At 42.8% G+C, this 15,310-nt stretch carries 12 protein-coding genes and 2 pseudogenes; 9 read left to right on the forward strand and 5 right to left on the reverse strand.

From position 1 onward, the window contains the following. Together CAG69_RS17510 and CAG69_RS17515 are read right to left on the reverse strand one after the other, a co-directional pair. Window positions 1–504: pseudogene (locus tag CAG69_RS17510) on the reverse strand (Mu transposase C-terminal domain-containing protein); the annotation flags it as partial. Continuing rightward, window positions 501–1,124, reverse strand: a complete 624-nt coding sequence (locus CAG69_RS17515) for a TnsA endonuclease N-terminal domain-containing protein (protein ID WP_069543815.1) — start codon at window positions 1,122–1,124, stop codon at window positions 501–503. The gene CAG69_RS17515 and the pseudogene CAG69_RS17510, both read right to left, overlap by 4 nt. Before the next feature lie 141 nt (window positions 1,125–1,265). Between CAG69_RS17515 and CAG69_RS17520 the strand changes: the two genes are divergently transcribed. Both CAG69_RS17520 and CAG69_RS17525 read left to right on the forward strand, forming a co-directional pair. Then, window positions 1,266–1,751 (forward strand): acyl-CoA thioesterase, encoded by a 486-nt coding sequence (locus tag CAG69_RS17520; protein WP_005392490.1) that lies wholly within the window; start codon window positions 1,266–1,268, stop codon window positions 1,749–1,751. A gap of 171 nt (window positions 1,752–1,922) precedes the next feature. Continuing rightward, window positions 1,923–2,168 (forward strand): hypothetical protein, encoded by a 246-nt coding sequence (locus CAG69_RS17525; RefSeq protein ID WP_005375277.1) that lies wholly within the window; start codon window positions 1,923–1,925, stop codon window positions 2,166–2,168. Window positions 2,169–2,529: 361 nt separating this feature from the next. On the opposite strand, the gene malG is transcribed toward CAG69_RS17525, so the two are convergent. The 3 genes from malG to malE form a co-directional block, all read right to left on the reverse strand. Then, window positions 2,530–3,420, reverse strand: coding sequence for a maltose ABC transporter permease MalG (gene malG, locus CAG69_RS17530; RefSeq protein ID WP_005375275.1), 891 nt, complete (start codon window positions 3,418–3,420; stop codon window positions 2,530–2,532). A gap of 12 nt (window positions 3,421–3,432) precedes the next feature. After that, a complete protein-coding gene (gene malF, locus CAG69_RS17535) occupies window positions 3,433–5,007 on the reverse strand; it encodes a maltose ABC transporter permease MalF (protein WP_161445399.1) in 1,575 nt (524 codons plus the stop codon). Between the two features lie 79 nt (window positions 5,008–5,086). Then, window positions 5,087–6,265 carry a maltose/maltodextrin ABC transporter substrate-binding protein MalE gene (gene malE / locus CAG69_RS17540; protein ID WP_005375272.1) on the reverse strand — a complete coding sequence of 393 codons (1,179 nt, stop codon included), beginning with the start codon at window positions 6,263–6,265 and terminating at the stop codon, window positions 5,087–5,089. A gap of 672 nt (window positions 6,266–6,937) precedes the next feature. On the opposite strand from malE, the gene malK reads away from it, so the two are divergent. The 7 genes and pseudogenes from malK to CAG69_RS17575 all read left to right on the forward strand — a co-directional run. Next, window positions 6,938–8,056: a maltose/maltodextrin ABC transporter ATP-binding protein MalK gene (gene malK, locus CAG69_RS17545; RefSeq protein ID WP_005375271.1), complete on the forward strand. Its 1,119-nt coding sequence runs from the start codon at window positions 6,938–6,940 to the stop codon at window positions 8,054–8,056. A gap of 423 nt (window positions 8,057–8,479) precedes the next feature. Continuing rightward, window positions 8,480–9,880 carry an undecaprenyl-phosphate glucose phosphotransferase gene (locus CAG69_RS17550; RefSeq protein WP_161445401.1) on the forward strand — a complete coding sequence of 467 codons (1,401 nt, stop codon included), beginning with the start codon at window positions 8,480–8,482 and terminating at the stop codon, window positions 9,878–9,880. A 10-nt stretch (window positions 9,881–9,890) separates the two neighbouring features. Next, window positions 9,891–11,096 (forward strand): outer membrane beta-barrel protein, encoded by a 1,206-nt coding sequence (locus tag CAG69_RS17555; RefSeq protein WP_046873775.1) that lies wholly within the window; start codon window positions 9,891–9,893, stop codon window positions 11,094–11,096. 12 nt (window positions 11,097–11,108) lie between these two features. Continuing rightward, on the forward strand, window positions 11,109–11,642 hold the full coding sequence (locus tag CAG69_RS17560) for a polysaccharide biosynthesis/export family protein (RefSeq protein ID WP_048625325.1): 534 nt from the start codon (window positions 11,109–11,111) through the stop codon (window positions 11,640–11,642). A gap of 15 nt (window positions 11,643–11,657) precedes the next feature. Beyond that, on the forward strand, window positions 11,658–13,838 hold the full coding sequence (locus CAG69_RS17565) for a GumC family protein (RefSeq protein ID WP_202600814.1): 2,181 nt from the start codon (window positions 11,658–11,660) through the stop codon (window positions 13,836–13,838). Then, window positions 13,816–14,640: a putative capsular polysaccharide synthesis family protein gene (locus CAG69_RS17570; RefSeq protein WP_161445405.1), complete on the forward strand. Its 825-nt coding sequence runs from the start codon at window positions 13,816–13,818 to the stop codon at window positions 14,638–14,640. Before CAG69_RS17565 ends, CAG69_RS17570 begins: the two co-directional genes overlap by 23 nt. Further along, window positions 14,618–15,205: pseudogene (locus CAG69_RS17575) on the forward strand (glycosyltransferase); the annotation flags it as partial. The gene CAG69_RS17570 and the pseudogene CAG69_RS17575, both read left to right, overlap by 23 nt. Between the last annotated feature and the right edge of the window lie 105 nt (window positions 15,206–15,310).

Genomic DNA, 15,310 nt, shown 5'->3' on the forward strand with positions numbered 1-15,310 from the left:
CTCATTATGTCTATCTATTTCCGTTTCTAATAACGTAAAGGCTTGTTGAATTGTTGGCGACTCTTCCGAAAAATATGATTTTATAGCTCTCTCTATATACTCTTCCAGTTCCAAGGTTTTTCGTTGCTTTGTATTACCTCTCGTTACTCCAGGAATCAGCGAAGAAAGTACAAACCCAGATTTCTTAAACGTAGTCCAATAACGATATATTGATGGTGCAGACGGTACATTTGAGTGAAATTTATCTTCAAGACCCTTCATCGAACCTGATATTTTCCTTAAGGTTAAACTAGGGCCGTGCAGTTCAATAAGATAATCTAATATGTTGTATCGATGAACAGCCTCATCTCTGCGTTTTTCATCGAATGAAAAAAGATCTTGATAACTTTCTTGCAGTTCAATCCCGAATCGCGTGCCCTTTGATGTCTTAGGCACCGAAGTATTCGAGTGTTTCTCTGGGAAAAAACTACCAAAAGCATAAAGATTTTCAGAGTCATCACTCATGAAACTCTCCAGACAAGAGAATCATGACTGATTGGACAGTGCCAATCAAACTCTAGAATTTTTTTGGCGATCAAATCATAGAGCGCAGGCAATATAGATGCAGACTGCCCCTGACTGGCGTTTATTACTTGCGAGATTCGCATTTCACCGTAGTTTTGAAATAACTTTAAGATCCTAACCTGCACATCATCAAGACTATCAGAACAAGCGTAGCGATGAATGATCTTCAGATTGTCCAGCAAAGGATAAGTTTGAATGTCATCTTCAGTCAGAACAAGTAAGTCATATCCGTTAGCAATAGCTTGTTGTTTCTGTGCATCAAATTTTTTCTTAAATTCATCCCGTTCAGCTACCCACTTAGGCTTCACTTCATAATATGTCGCATAGCCATCATTGAAATAACAGAGCATATCAGGAGTATAACGACGTAACCGCCCATTCAATCGATATTCAAAACCCAGAGGCTGTGTTTCAAATGATTTTACGTGTGGAGCGAATTCAAAATGAAAACATGCATCAAACTCAAGATCAGATTCAGTTGTTTGAACCGAATCGGTCTTCAAGCTAACAAAACGAGAAATGTTCTTAACTTTGGAGTTTTTAATGATTCGTTTTTTCATACAAAGTATCCACACTTGTAGTAAACTTTCAAAAGTATGGTACACTTTTTATACAATGCAAGGTATAGGTGTTTTAATTCAACATATAGTTGTATTGTTGCAATGTATGGTTGTATTTACAAACTCACCAAGGAAAGACAGATGAGCAGTGGTCAAAGAGACATTACCCTTCGCTTTTTAGCAGAACCCAGTGACGTCAATTTCGGCGGAAAAGTGCACGGCGGCGCCGTAATGAAATGGATCGACTTAGCAGCCTACGCCTGCTCTGCAGCGTGGAGTGGCAAATATTGCATTACTGCATACGCAGGTGGTATTCGTTTTGTTGCGCCGATTCATGTCGGCAACTTAGTCGAAGTTAGCGCGAAAGTCATTTATACCGGACGAAGCTCAATGCACATCGCGATTGACGTGCAAGCCAGTGACCCAAAACAAATGAAAAACAGACTCACCACCCACTGTATCGTTATTATGGTTGCTGTAGATGAGAACGGAAAACCAACCGACGTGCCGAAATGGGTTCCAGAATCTGATGAAGATAAAGCCTTGGAACAATCCGCGATCCGCCTTATGAACATGCGCAAAGAAATCGGGGAAGAGATGGAAGCGCACGTAAAGTATCTCAAGTAACCTACATCCGTTAAGAACGCTATTGACTACCTCAACGTTACTTATAACCAGAGTGTGGAGCAACATCATGGTTTTGCCATTTGCTTCACACTCGGCCTCCTCTGTCATAAATCCTTCACCTAGCTTTGCTTAAATCCTTCCACTATTTTGGAGTTGGATAGAGTTTGGATCTTGAGACTAAAAGAAACGACCTTAAGTGAAGAGACGTTGACCAATTTAAAAGCGGTCGAGTACCAGTGGGTAAGAACCATGTACGTCGAGGGGTATAACGAAACAGAAATTAACCATTACATTCAAACCTGCTTTGGCGGTGATGTCACCTTTGCAAATTTATTTCGTCGCGTCGCACTACAGCAAGAAAGCTTATACACGCTGCTTCAATACGTTGGATGTGCCCCCTCCAGTCGAGAGTTTTAATCCTTACCTACCTCAATTTTACTGATACCTGAACTCAGGTTATTTATGTGAAGTGCTACGCAGGGCATTCTCCTAGCCCTGTGTAATCCATTGCAAAGCCGCTAACCTTTACCTGCTTATTGAACAACTGTATTTAACAGGTATAAAAAAACCTGAGTCAAACTCAGGTTATGGTTACAAAAACTGTTAGTGATTGAATCGTAAGGAACTAAGCTAACAGCCAGCTATGCGTAACGCCAATAAAAGCCAAGATATTACTGATCGGCGGCCAAACCAAAATTGTAATATCCGTGCTACGTATAAGGGCGACCATGTGGTCGCCCTTTTCTAGTTATTCTTATCAATCTCAGACCACAAGAGATTATCCTTTCACACCACCAGCGGTTAGACCACCAACCAACCAGCGTTGAGCAAGTAAGAATACGGCAGTGATTGGCACTGCTGAAAGTACAGCAGCTGCTGCAAAGTCACCCCACAAGTAGTTTTGTGGATATAGGTATTGCTGCATACCCACTGCAAGTGTGTACGAGTCTACATCAGAAAGTAGTAGTGATGCTACAGGAACTTCACCAATTACCATGATGAACGACAAGATGAATACTACCGCTAGGATTGGCACAGACAATGGAAGCAATACCAAACGGAATGCTTGCCATGGTGTCGCACCATCCAGTGCCGCCGCTTCTTCTAACGAAGAGTCAATACTTTCGAAGTAGCCTTTAATCGTCCAAACGTGCAGTGCGATACCACCTAAATAAGCGAATATCAGACCGCCGTGCGTGTTCAGACCAAGGAATGGGATGTACTGACCCAATTTGTCGAACAACGCGTATAGAGCAACCAATGCCAATACCGCAGGGAACATTTGGAAGATCATCATCGCTTTTAGGATAGTGTTCTTACCTTTGAACTTCATACGAGCAAACGCATAAGCTGATGTGGTTGATAGCGCCACGATTAGGATTGCAGAAATACCACCCACTTTTACTGAGTTCCACAGCCATGTCATGACTGGGAATGGTGGCGGTGTAACTGTACCGTCTGGGTTAGTCACCGAGAAACCTAATGCCAATTTCCAGTGATCAAGCGTTGGATTGTCTGGGATCAGGCTACCCGTTGCAAAGTTACCTTCACGGAATGAAATCGCGATGATCATCAGTAAAGGGAAAATAATCAGTGCCAAGAATGCCCACATCGCAATATGAGTAGCCCAAACACGATACTTTAATGACTTACCTTGTACCATTGCCATTGTAATCTCTCCTTAGTCCTGAGCTACTTTAGTTACGCGTAGGTTGATAAGTGCCAATGCGCCAACCAATAGGAAGATAAGTGTTGCTACTGCACTTGCTAGACCGAAGTCTTGACCGCCCGCACCTTCGAATGCGATTCGGTAGGTGTAACTTACCAATAGGTCAGTGTAACCCGCAGGTTCTGACGTACCAATCATGTTTGGACCACCGCCTGTCAACAACTGGATAAGCACGAAGTTGTTGAAGTTGAAGGCAAAGCTCGCAATCAACAGTGGTGTTAACGGCTTCAACATCATTGGTAGCGTGATACGAGTAAAGTTAGTAACAAAGTTCGCACCATCAATTGCTGACGCTTCATATAAATCATCAGGAATCGCTTTTAGTAGACCCATACATAGAATCATCATGTAAGGGAAACCAAGCCACGTGTTCACAATCAGGATCATGGTTTTCGCCATGAACGGGTCTGAGAACCAAGCTGGGCTAATACCGAACAAACCTTCCAGAAGCATGTTGATCTCACCAAAGCTTTGGTTAAACAAACCTTTAAAGATCAAGATAGAAATAAACGCCGGTACCGCATAAGGCAGAATCAGTAAGAGTCGGTAAACCGAACGGCCTTTTAATGCTTCCCACTGAACAACACTTGCTAGAACAAGACCAATTACAAGCGTAAATAGTACGGTGAGTGCTGAGAACACAATCGTCCAGATAAAGATACTGATAAACGGCTCTTTGATGCCATCATCTTTCCACACACGCTCAAAGTTGTGTGTGCCAATGTTCACCACAAAGCCAGGAGACACTGTGCTACCAACAAACTGACCGTTTTCATCGACAGGTTGGTAGTAACCTACTTCCATATTTGGACGTAACGTCTCTTCAGTACGATTGTTGTAAAGCGTTTCGCCGTCTTCTTGCAGCGTGTACAAAGGCACAACTGCCGCAAACTTACGTAACCCGCTCATGCGGATGTCTTCACCGCTCGGCAGATGCAAATCAACACTGCTCAACGTATTACGGCTCTTAACAATCGTCTTGATTGATTCTTTCTCGCCCATAGCTTCTTCAATTGGCGACAGGTCAAGATCCGATGCTGAAAGGCTATCTAGTTGAAAAGTGGGCGTAGCAAGTAGCTCACCATCTTTTTCAACCACAAGCTGATGTCCTTGATCCGTTTTATATAAAGTGAACGGGTAGCTATCACCACTTTGATAAGTTCTGTCCAAAAGTACGCTCTGCGCACGATCAAAAGAGAGTTGGTTTTTCGCGCTGTAGTTGGTAAACGCCAAACCTATGGTGTACGCCAGAGGGAAAAGAATGAAAAGGATCATCCCTGCGATACCAGGGTAGATGTAACGGTGTGCGTACGTCTTTTTACTACCAAAGATGAACAACGCTAAAGCGGTAAGAATGATCGTAAGTAGTGCAAACGCAATCTCACCGCGTGAATACATAAGGATTGTTGCGTAGCCATTGATAATGCCGACTGTGCCTAAAAGTGACCATTTCATGAACACTTTTTTGCTGCTCGGAAGGCTGGCTTCTGGTGCTGTCATAGCATTTGTACCTTGAACTGACTGCATAGGGAACCTGCTAGCGAATATAGAATAAATATAGAAAAGTAAGGAGGAGTTGCCCCCTCCTTAAAAAGGTCTTACTTAATTATTTAGTCATTTGTTTTTCTGCGTCTGCCAATGCTGCATCGACAGTTTGACGACCATCAACTACGTTGATGATTGCGTTCTTAGCCGCGCCCCAGAATGCGTTCATTTGAGGAATGTTTGGCATAATTTCGCCGTTCATCGCGTTATCCATAGTCGCAGCGATACGAGTATCTGAATCTAGTTCACGTTGGAACGAGTTAAGCGCTACCGCACCTAGAGGCTTATCGTTGTTAACCATACGTAGGCCGTCGTTTGTTAGTAGGTAGTTCTCAATGAACTCAACCGCTAGGTCTTTGTTTGGAGACGCAGTGCTGATACCAGCCGTTAGAACACCAACGAATGGCTTAGAAGATTGACCTTGGAACTTAGGTAGCGTAGTCACGCCGTAGTTAACGCCAGACTTCTCGATGTTGCCCCAAGACCATGGACCGTTGATCGTCATCGCGGTCTTGCCTTGGTTGAATGCAGACTCAGATACTGAGTAGTCCATATCCGCAGAAATCACGCCTTTGTCTACCAAGCCTTTTACGAAGCTCATTGCGTCTTTAACGCCTTCTTTCGCGATACCAGCGTCTTTAACATCGTAGCCTTCAGAAGTGTATTTGAACGCGTAGCCGCCATCAGCAGCCATTAGTGGCCAAGTGAAGTACGGTTCTTTTAGGTTCCACATGATTGCAGACTTGCCGTCTTTTTTAAGTTTTGCATCTAGCGCTGCAACTTCTTCCCAAGACTTCGGTGGGTTTGGAACTAGGTCTTTGTTGTAGATTAGAGATAGAGACTCAACCGCAACTGGGTAGCCGATCAATTTGCCGTCGTAACGTACAGCATCCCAAGCGAAATCAACAATACCTTCTTGAATGTTCTTAGAAGGTTTAATTTCTGCTAGCAGGCCAGCTTCTGCGTAACCACCGAAACGGTCGTGAGCCCAGAATACGATGTCAGGACCGTCACCAGTCGCTGCAGTTTGAGGGAATTTGTCTTGAAGGCCATCTGGGTGAGCCACTGTCACTTTAATGCCAGTGTCTTCTTCGAATTTTTTACCAACTTCAGCAAGGCCGTTGTAACCTTTGTCGCCGTTGATCCAGATAGTAAGTTGTCCTTCTTCGATGGCAGCATTAGCACCAAAAGAACCCAAAGCAACAAGAGTACCTAGTGCTACAGCGCTTAACTTTTTCATGTTCGTATCCTTTTTATATTTTTGATGTAGGGCTAGTCCATTGAGGTTCAGCCGTATTTCGACATATATCATCTGAAATAATCCAATATGTCTCATCCTCCTAATCCCTACGCCCTTACAATTATGACGTATTTTCGTGATCTAAATCGCCAAGGGTAAGAGACTCAAATCACAAAACGGATACTTCCTGTGATCGGTTTCAACTTTAGGTGGTGCAATAATGTGATTTCCGACCAACTGCTTTATTCCTCCTCCTTTTTTACTCCTCCCTACCTACTCCCCCTACAATTATTTCTATTAGGAGGATGTCGCACCTCGCACAATCTTACAAACTTCAGTCATCCAAGAGTGGATGGTAAGAACCCTTTCCCAGCAGTGCCTACGTATTAGGAAAAAGATTTGCTGGTTTTGCATTGCCAGACGAGTGGAATGTCATTATTGGTGTTGTTTGTGGTAATTATTTCACGGGGGAGACAACACGAATAATGTGGGGGAGAGAAACTCGTACTTGGCTATGATGGGTAGCACTTCTATTCAGGACATTTTATTGAAGTGCTACCCTACTTTTCTTACCAACCGCAATAACTTACCGATTCCTACTGTTACTGCTCGCTAGATAATTCATATAATGATGAGCGGTGAATAATAAAAAATTGATCGAGGACGAGCTACATGGCGAGTGTCACGTTAAAAAATGTTTGTAAAGCGTATGGCGACGTACTGATTTCTAAGAACGTAGACCTAACAATCAACGAAGGTGAATTTGTTGTTTTCGTAGGTCCATCAGGTTGTGGTAAATCTACCCTTTTACGTTGTATTGCCGGTCTTGAAGACATTACTTCAGGTGATTTGTATATTGGTGACCAGCGCATGAATGACGTCGAACCATCCAAACGTGGTGTTGGTATGGTATTCCAGTCTTACGCTCTTTACCCACACCTTAACTTATATGACAACATGTCATTTGGCTTAAAATTAGCAAAAGCAGACAAAGCAGAAATCGACAAACGTGTTGAACAGGCTGCAGAAATTCTACAACTGGGTCACTTACTTGAACGCCAACCAAAAGCGCTTTCAGGTGGTCAGCGTCAACGTGTGGCTATCGGTCGAACACTGGTATCGCAACCTAATGTATTCCTTCTAGATGAACCACTATCAAACTTGGATGCCGCACTGCGTGTAAACATGCGTGCCCAAATCACTAAGCTACAACGTCAACTTGGTTGTACCATGATCTACGTAACGCACGATCAGGTAGAAGCAATGACAATGGCAGATAAAATCGTTGTACTAGACGGCGGTTATGTATCGCAAGTTGGTAAGCCGCTTGAGCTTTACCATTACCCACAAAACCGCTTTGTAGCAGGCTTTATCGGTTCTCCGAAAATGAACTTCATGAGCGTATTCATTGATGAAGTAGAAGCAGAGCGCGTCAAAGTTCAACTATCTAATGGCGTATCTTTCTGGATTCCAGTGGATGGCACGACGGTTAACCGTGGCGACCGCATGTCTTTAGGCATTCGCCCTGAGCACCTATTATCCGCTTCTGAAGCTGATGCAAGCATTCACGGTGAAGTAATGATTGTAGAGAAGCTAGGTAACGAAACTCAAGTATACCTAAACCTAGAAGGCGCAGACGCCGACGTTATTTTCCGTCAGCCTGACACGCTCGCGGTCGATACCGGCGATAAAATCGAGATTGGTATTCCAGCACACCGTTGTCACCTGTTTCACAGTGATGGTCGTGCATGTCGCCGCCTATACAAAGAAAACGGCGTGGAAGTCGAATAATTCATTCGTCCTTACTCACAAAAATTCCCTCTCACTTGAGAGGGATTTTTTTATCCTAATAAATATCAGTAATTCGATACTAAATCATTAATCGTTAACCAATAAGATCACCCGTTTCTTCTACCTTCACATAAACCATTGTCTTTGTACTGATACTTCATTTTTAATACTTTTCCTCATCCCTCATGAGTAAGTACCAGCTTTTTCCTAACCCGCCAAACTTAGCCAAAGGTCTAAATTTCATTCTTATTTCCACTTACCTCAACAACGCAAATTTTTACACTTATCAACGAAATTACACGTGACAAAAAACTCAGAAGCATTCAACAGAATGCTCTGTTCACCAACTACTAATAACGCTCACGACACGGCAATTGGGGGAGACACCCAAGGGCGGTAGCGTGTAAGAAGGGAAACTGAGTCATGAAACAAAAAGGACTTATCCGCTCTCACGAGATGGAGTTCGCTTTTTTATATCGCATCTCAGATCTTGCTGTCATCGTCTCTTTTATGCTGCTTTTAGTGTTCAAAGACATGAATACTTCGATGGGAAAAGATTACGTCATACTGGCTTTTGTTGGAGGCATCTCCTTTCTATTTATGGCAGAAAGCGGCAATCTGTACCGCTCTTGGCGAACCAGTTCGTTTAAAGAGCAGATGATTATTGTCTGTGTTGCCTGGGCAGTAACTTCCGCGCTTATCTTTATTGTTCTGTATTTTTCGGAAGTCTATGACTTATTTGATAACACTATTCTGGCATTGTGGTTTGTGATTACGCCCGCTCTACTTTTGGCATGGCGAGTGACATTCCGTACCGGATTAGCCTATTTAAGAAAAAAAGGATTCAACACTCGTACTGCAATAATCATCGGCCAAACTCCTCACGGCATTACCCTTGCTAACGAAATTCAAAACCACACTGAACACGGTGTACTTTTTGATGGCTTTTACGATGAGCGTTCTTCCGACAGATTGCCAAATTCTGCTTACCCTATTAAAGGGGCAGTTGACCACGCTCTTGAGCGAGCCAAGAAAGGGGAAGTGGATTACGTCTATATCGCAATGCCAATGCACGCAAAAGAACGTATTGCATCGCTTCTTAACCAATTCTCAGACACCACCGCAAATACGTATCTGATTCCTGACTTCTTTACCTATAACCTTTTGCATTCTCGTTGGGCGCAAATCGGCCAAGTTCAAACGCTCAGCGTATTTGATACGCCATTTGCTGGAATTTCTTCCTGGGTAAAACGGTTTGAAGACATCTTGTTTTCGAGCATTATTTTAGCCTTGATATCTCCAGTCCTGCTCACCATTGCGATTGGCATTAAGCTGACCTCTAAAGGTCCGGTCATTTTTAAACAGCATCGTTACGGCCTCGATGGACGCAAGATTGAAGTATGGAAATTCCGTTCAATGACCACTATGGATCAAGGCCCTCACGTGAAACAGGCGACAAAGAACGACCCACGCATTACGCCTTTTGGTGGTTTTCTGCGTCGCACCTCTTTGGACGAACTGCCTCAATTTATCAATGTACTGCAAGGGACCATGTCTATTGTTGGTCCACGTCCTCATGCCGTGGCACACAATGAAGAGTATCGCCAGATTGTTGACCGCTACATGCTACGTCACAAAGTAAAACCGGGCATTACTGGCTGGGCGCAAATTAATGGCTATCGCGGCGAAACAGACACCTTAGAAAAAATGGAAAAGAGAGTCGAGTTTGATTTGGATTACATCCACCACTGGTCGGTTTGGATGGACATCAAAATCATCTTCATGACCGTTTTCAAAGGGTTCACTGGTGCTAACGCTTACTAAGGTTGAGATTATGAAGAAACTGACAATGGCAATAGCATTGAGTCTGTTTTCAACTGGCTTACTCGCAGAACCGATGGCTTACCAAACCGAGTCTGGCATTGAGTTTATTCCCCTCGTAAGAACTTTCTACGAGGGCGATGACAACATCAACAAAGCGGAAGAATCCGGCAATGTAGAATCGGTCAATATTTGGGGTATAGAGCCAAGCTTATTAGCACGTATAGAAAGGAATCGCTATCGCGCAGATATTTTATACAAGTTGAAAGCAGGTTTTTCATCCGATGACCGCAACGACTTCGACGATCATACCTTTCAGTTTTCCAACTTTTTTGAGTTCAATCATCGTCATCGTTTAGTGGTTGATTATCGTTTTCGCGCCCAGCATGAAATTAGAGGGGAAGATATTACCGAAGGTAATGGTAGCGCAATAGACTCACCAATTGAGTTCAACCGTAACGATATCAAAACCAATTATGTCTTTGGCTCTAACGGTGCAAAAGGCAGACTCGAATTCGGTTTAGGCTACAGTGATAAAACCTATCAAAATTACCGTGACGGCTTACCTGGGCGCACAAACGCTAAAACAAAATACAACGATTTTCGAGCCCCTAATGCACACTTGGAATTCTATTTAAGGGCGACGCCAAGAACCTATTGGTTGGTTGGGACAAAACAACTAGTAACCGACTATCAGCACCGAAATTCTGCGCAACCATCCAAAGATAACAACACCAGTTTCTATTACACCGGTGCCGAATGGGAAGTAACGGGAAAAACCAAAGGCATCGCTCGACTCGGTTATCAAATCAAAGATTTTGACAGCGCTCAACGAGAGACATTTAAAGGCTTCAGTTGGGATATCGGCTTTGAATGGCTGCCTCAAGAACAAACTCTAGTCAGCGTGAAAACCACTCAAGCGGCAGTTAACCCAGATCAAGATGGTGATTACAACCTACAAACTCGTTATCGACTGAACCTCAAGCACGATTGGAATAGTTACCTTGCAACTCGCTTAGGTGCTATTTATCAACAAGATGACTATACGGGGATCACCAGAAACGACGATCGCTACACCCTATCTTTTGGTATCGATTATCAAATTAAACGCTGGATACAGCTGCAAGCCGACTGGCAATACCAAGATAAAACCTCTAACCGACCAGGTTATAGCTTCGAACAGAACATTTGGACTTTAAGCGCACAGTTTTCTCTGTAACAAGGATTATTAATGAAGTCATTCATCACATTCATGAGCGTCGCGTTACTGCTATTTAGCACCTTGGTAAACGCTGACTCAAACGAAGAAGATTACTTACTCGACACGGGCGATACCATTTCCGTGCAGGTCTATGGTGAAGAAGATCTTACGATTAAAAATATTCTAATAACGTCAGATGGCTATTTTGATTACCCCTACCTTGGCCGAATCAAAGCAATCAAAAAAACACCGAAACAACTCAAGTACGAAATAGAAACGGGCTTAAAAGGCGATTATCTCATCAACCCAAAAGTGATGGTCACCATCAATAACTTTCGTCTGTTTTACGTCAATGGCGAAGTCAGGAAACCAGGTGGATTTGAATATCGACCAGGATTAACTATCGAAAAGGCCATCGCTTTAGCTGGTGGCTTGACCGACCGAGCCTCACGCAAAGGCATTAACCTCACCAAACATAAAACGGGTCAAACGATAGAGGGTGTCAGTATGCACCGCAACGTTGAGCCTGGTGACATTGTATTTATCGACCAGAGCTTCTTTTAAGTGACAGGGAATCAAATGAACGGGACTCATCCAAATAATCTCCAGATGAACAAAGTAGAACTGATTCGTTTTGGTCATCACTTTAAAGCGATTAAAAAGAATTGGCTAAGCATCGCAGCTTTCACGCTTCTGTTTTCATTAACTTGTACTTGGTATATCTACTCCAAAGCATCGATATACCAAGCTACAGCAACGCTACTCATCCAAGAAGAGCAAAAAAGCGCCCTTTCAATCGAGGAAGTATATGGCGTCGACACGACAAAAAAAGAGTACTTTCAAACGCAAATCGCCATTTTAAAATCGAATCATATTGCAGATAAGGTCATTAGAGAGCTGAACCTAACTCAACTACCGGAGTTCACACGCTCAGGTGGATTAAATCAAAAGATAGACCAAATAAAGTCGATCCCTTTTGTTCAAGACCTACTGAATGTCGCTCCAAGCCCAAAAGAAACTGCCCAGTTTTCAGAGTCCTATTATCAAGCGCTTCAAGCTTTCAGAAGTAAACTCGATATAGAACCAGTACGTAACACCCAATTAGTCAGAATTCGCTTTCGTTCTACCGACCCTAGGCTTGCTACGACAATCGCTAACGCGGTCGGCCAAGCCTACATTGACGCAAATTTTGAAGCCAAATTGGTCGTTACACAAAATGCGGCCACTTGGTTGACAAATAACTCACAAAAATTGGAGGAGCGATTACGCAACTCTGAGCAAGCGCTGCAAGAGTTCTTGTTAAAAGAAGGGTTGATCGATATAAACGGTATTGATGAAATTTACGCAAATGAGCTAGAAGAACTCACTCGCAAGCTAAATGTCGCTGTTAATAAGCGCATTGAAGCGCAGACGTTAATCCAACTGTTAAGACGTAAATCTTCACAAAGTTTAGACAGCTTGCTGTCAATTGATGAATTCGCTAATCAAGCGCAGATCCGCGACCTAAAATTATCGGAAGCCCAGGCAGCCAAAAATCTTTCTGAGCTGACACAGCGCTACGGCCCCAAGCATGACCGAATGATTCAGGCGAAAGCGCAGCTTGCTGAAATTCAATCAAGAACCCAGCAACTCATTCGTGACATTTCCTTCAGCAAGCAACAAGACCTTCTTGCTGCAAAAGCGCAAGAGGACATGCTTAGAGCAGAACTCGATAACAAAAAGGCCGATTTCCAATCGTTAGGGTCACAAAAAGCGCGTTACGAGCAGTTAAAACGCGAGGTTGAATCCAATAAGGCACTCTATGAAGCGTTCTTAAATCGTGAGAAAGAGACCAACGCCACCAGCGACTACAAGAATGTCACCGCTCGCTTTACTGACAAAGCCATCATTCCTCTATTCCCGGTGGCACCACAACGAATCAAACTGGTACTGATTGCCACCTTTTTTGGCTTTGCCATTGCTTGCGCTCTGGTCATCATCTTAGAAACGATGCGAGAAGTTATCCGAAGCACAGCCGATGTGCAGGAAAAACTTGGTGTTACGTGTTTAGGCGTGATTCCGATGGTCAAAAAACGCAATTTGCGTAAAAACGGCGTCAGTTATACCGCGTATTTAGATGATGAAGAAAAGCTATTTAGTGAAGCTTGTCGCTCCGTCAGAACCTCGCTTCTGCTCAGACTAACCAACACTAAGCAAAAGATATTGCCCTTTACTTCTGCCATTCCAGAAGAAGGAAAAACATCGACCAGTATTAATATGGCGGTGTCGTTTTCAAAAATGGAAAAGGTATTGATCATCGACTGCGATTTACGCCGACCTTCCATCGCAAAACGGTTTGGTATTGCTGAATCAAGCCCTGGCTTAACGCATATCCTGACTATGGATACGCCAATCAAAGATTGTGTTACACATATAGAAGAAGCCAACTTAGATGTATTATCGGCCGGTCTAATTCCGCCAAACCCACAGGAACTGCTAGCTTCTGATCGCTTTAAAAAGTTGCTCGAACATTTTCAAAATAAGTATGACCGGATCATTATCGATACACCGCCCCTACTGTCAGTGAGTGATGCACTTATTCTTGGTCAGTATGCCAATGGTCTGATTACCGTCATTCGCTCAGAATCGACAAAATCATCACTGGTTAACCTTGCGTTATCTAAACAAATACAACACTCAGTTCCATCTCTTGGCGTCTTAATCACACAAGCCAAGACTAAGGAAGGAGAAACGCTTTATGTCCAGAAATACGCCTACTAACTCAAACGCATCTTGGTACCAAACGTTGAAAAGCCAAGAACAACCGGTATTGATCTATCAAATGGGCAAAGTAGGTTCGAGTGCATTAGAACATTCCATTCCTAACTCGATTCACTTGCACGATCTTATGACTGTCGATGCGCAAAAACAGATATCCCCTGTAAGGGCGCAATTGCATAAACCTCAGATCAATGCGTTAAAGCGACGACTCAAGCGCATAGCGATGAGCCGTATGTTAAAGCGCAAGAAAAAAGTTCGAATTATCTCGCTGGTGCGTGAACCGATCGGACGAAATGTTTCAATGTTCTTTCAAGCACTTCCGTTTTGGATGGCGGACAAATATCTAAAAGATGACAGCGCAATACGTACCGAACGACCGCAATTACTCCAAGAGGCATTTGATAAGCACATGAATCATCAATATGCGCTGCAGTGGTTTGACAACGAGATCAAACAACTAACAGGGATTGATGTGTTTAACGAACCTTTTAATCACGAAGTAGGCTATCAGACATACCATAACAATAACTTTTCACTGTTGGTCATTCGAAGTGACAAGCTAAAGCAGGCTAACTCCGCAGTTGAAGGCTTTTTAGGTTACCCCGTGGATGTTGTTTATGAAAATCAGTCAGACAACAAATGGTACTCGCCACTAATGAAAGAATTCAAAACGCAATTTCAACCTACACCCGAGTACGTTGAAGAAATGTTCTCATCAAAATTAGCACAACATTTCTTTTCAAACTCTGAAATCCTATCACTCAAGGACAAATATTTAAATGAAAATACTACATATAATTAATGATTTATCGAGTAATGGTGGAGCGCAGCGCTTTCTTGTAGATCTAGTAGTCCAACATATGCCTCAATATAAAATACGAGTTCTCATTCTTAATCCAGACAATGATTTCGAGGACAAACTGAAAGAAAGTGAAGTGAAGTGCTATGTTTGGAAGTCATTGTCTCTAATTGAAAAATGGAAAATACTTCAATGGCCCGATTTAGTACATAGTCATTTATTTCCTTCTATATACCTCGCTCTATTTTCCTTTGGAAAAAGGAGAATACAAACAGAACATAATACAACTAACCGACGCAGGGACTATCCGTTATTGAAGTTTATGGAGCACCTTCTTTATATGAATAATGACAAAACTATTTGCATTACTCACAAGGTTCAAGAAGCATTAGTTAAATTCATACCTACATACAAAGACCGCTATGAAGTAATATTCAATGGTGTAGATCTTCATAGATTCTCTAGACAACCCAAATTATATAAGGAACTAGAAAAAAAAAGAGTTATAAATATAGGAATGGTTGGTAGGCTTCATCACTATAAGGACCACGAACTGTCCCTGATACACATCTAAGTCTGCTTGAAAAAAAAAACCGACGTGGTCCCAACAACAAGATCTAACAAGCATAAATAGCAGACACAAATCACGAGTTCATTCCCATCACACAAGTAA

It is taken from the genome of Vibrio sp. V43_P6S15P86 (assembly GCF_009904725.1).
In the GTDB taxonomy this organism is placed as follows: domain Bacteria; phylum Pseudomonadota; class Gammaproteobacteria; order Enterobacterales; family Vibrionaceae; genus Vibrio; species Vibrio diabolicus.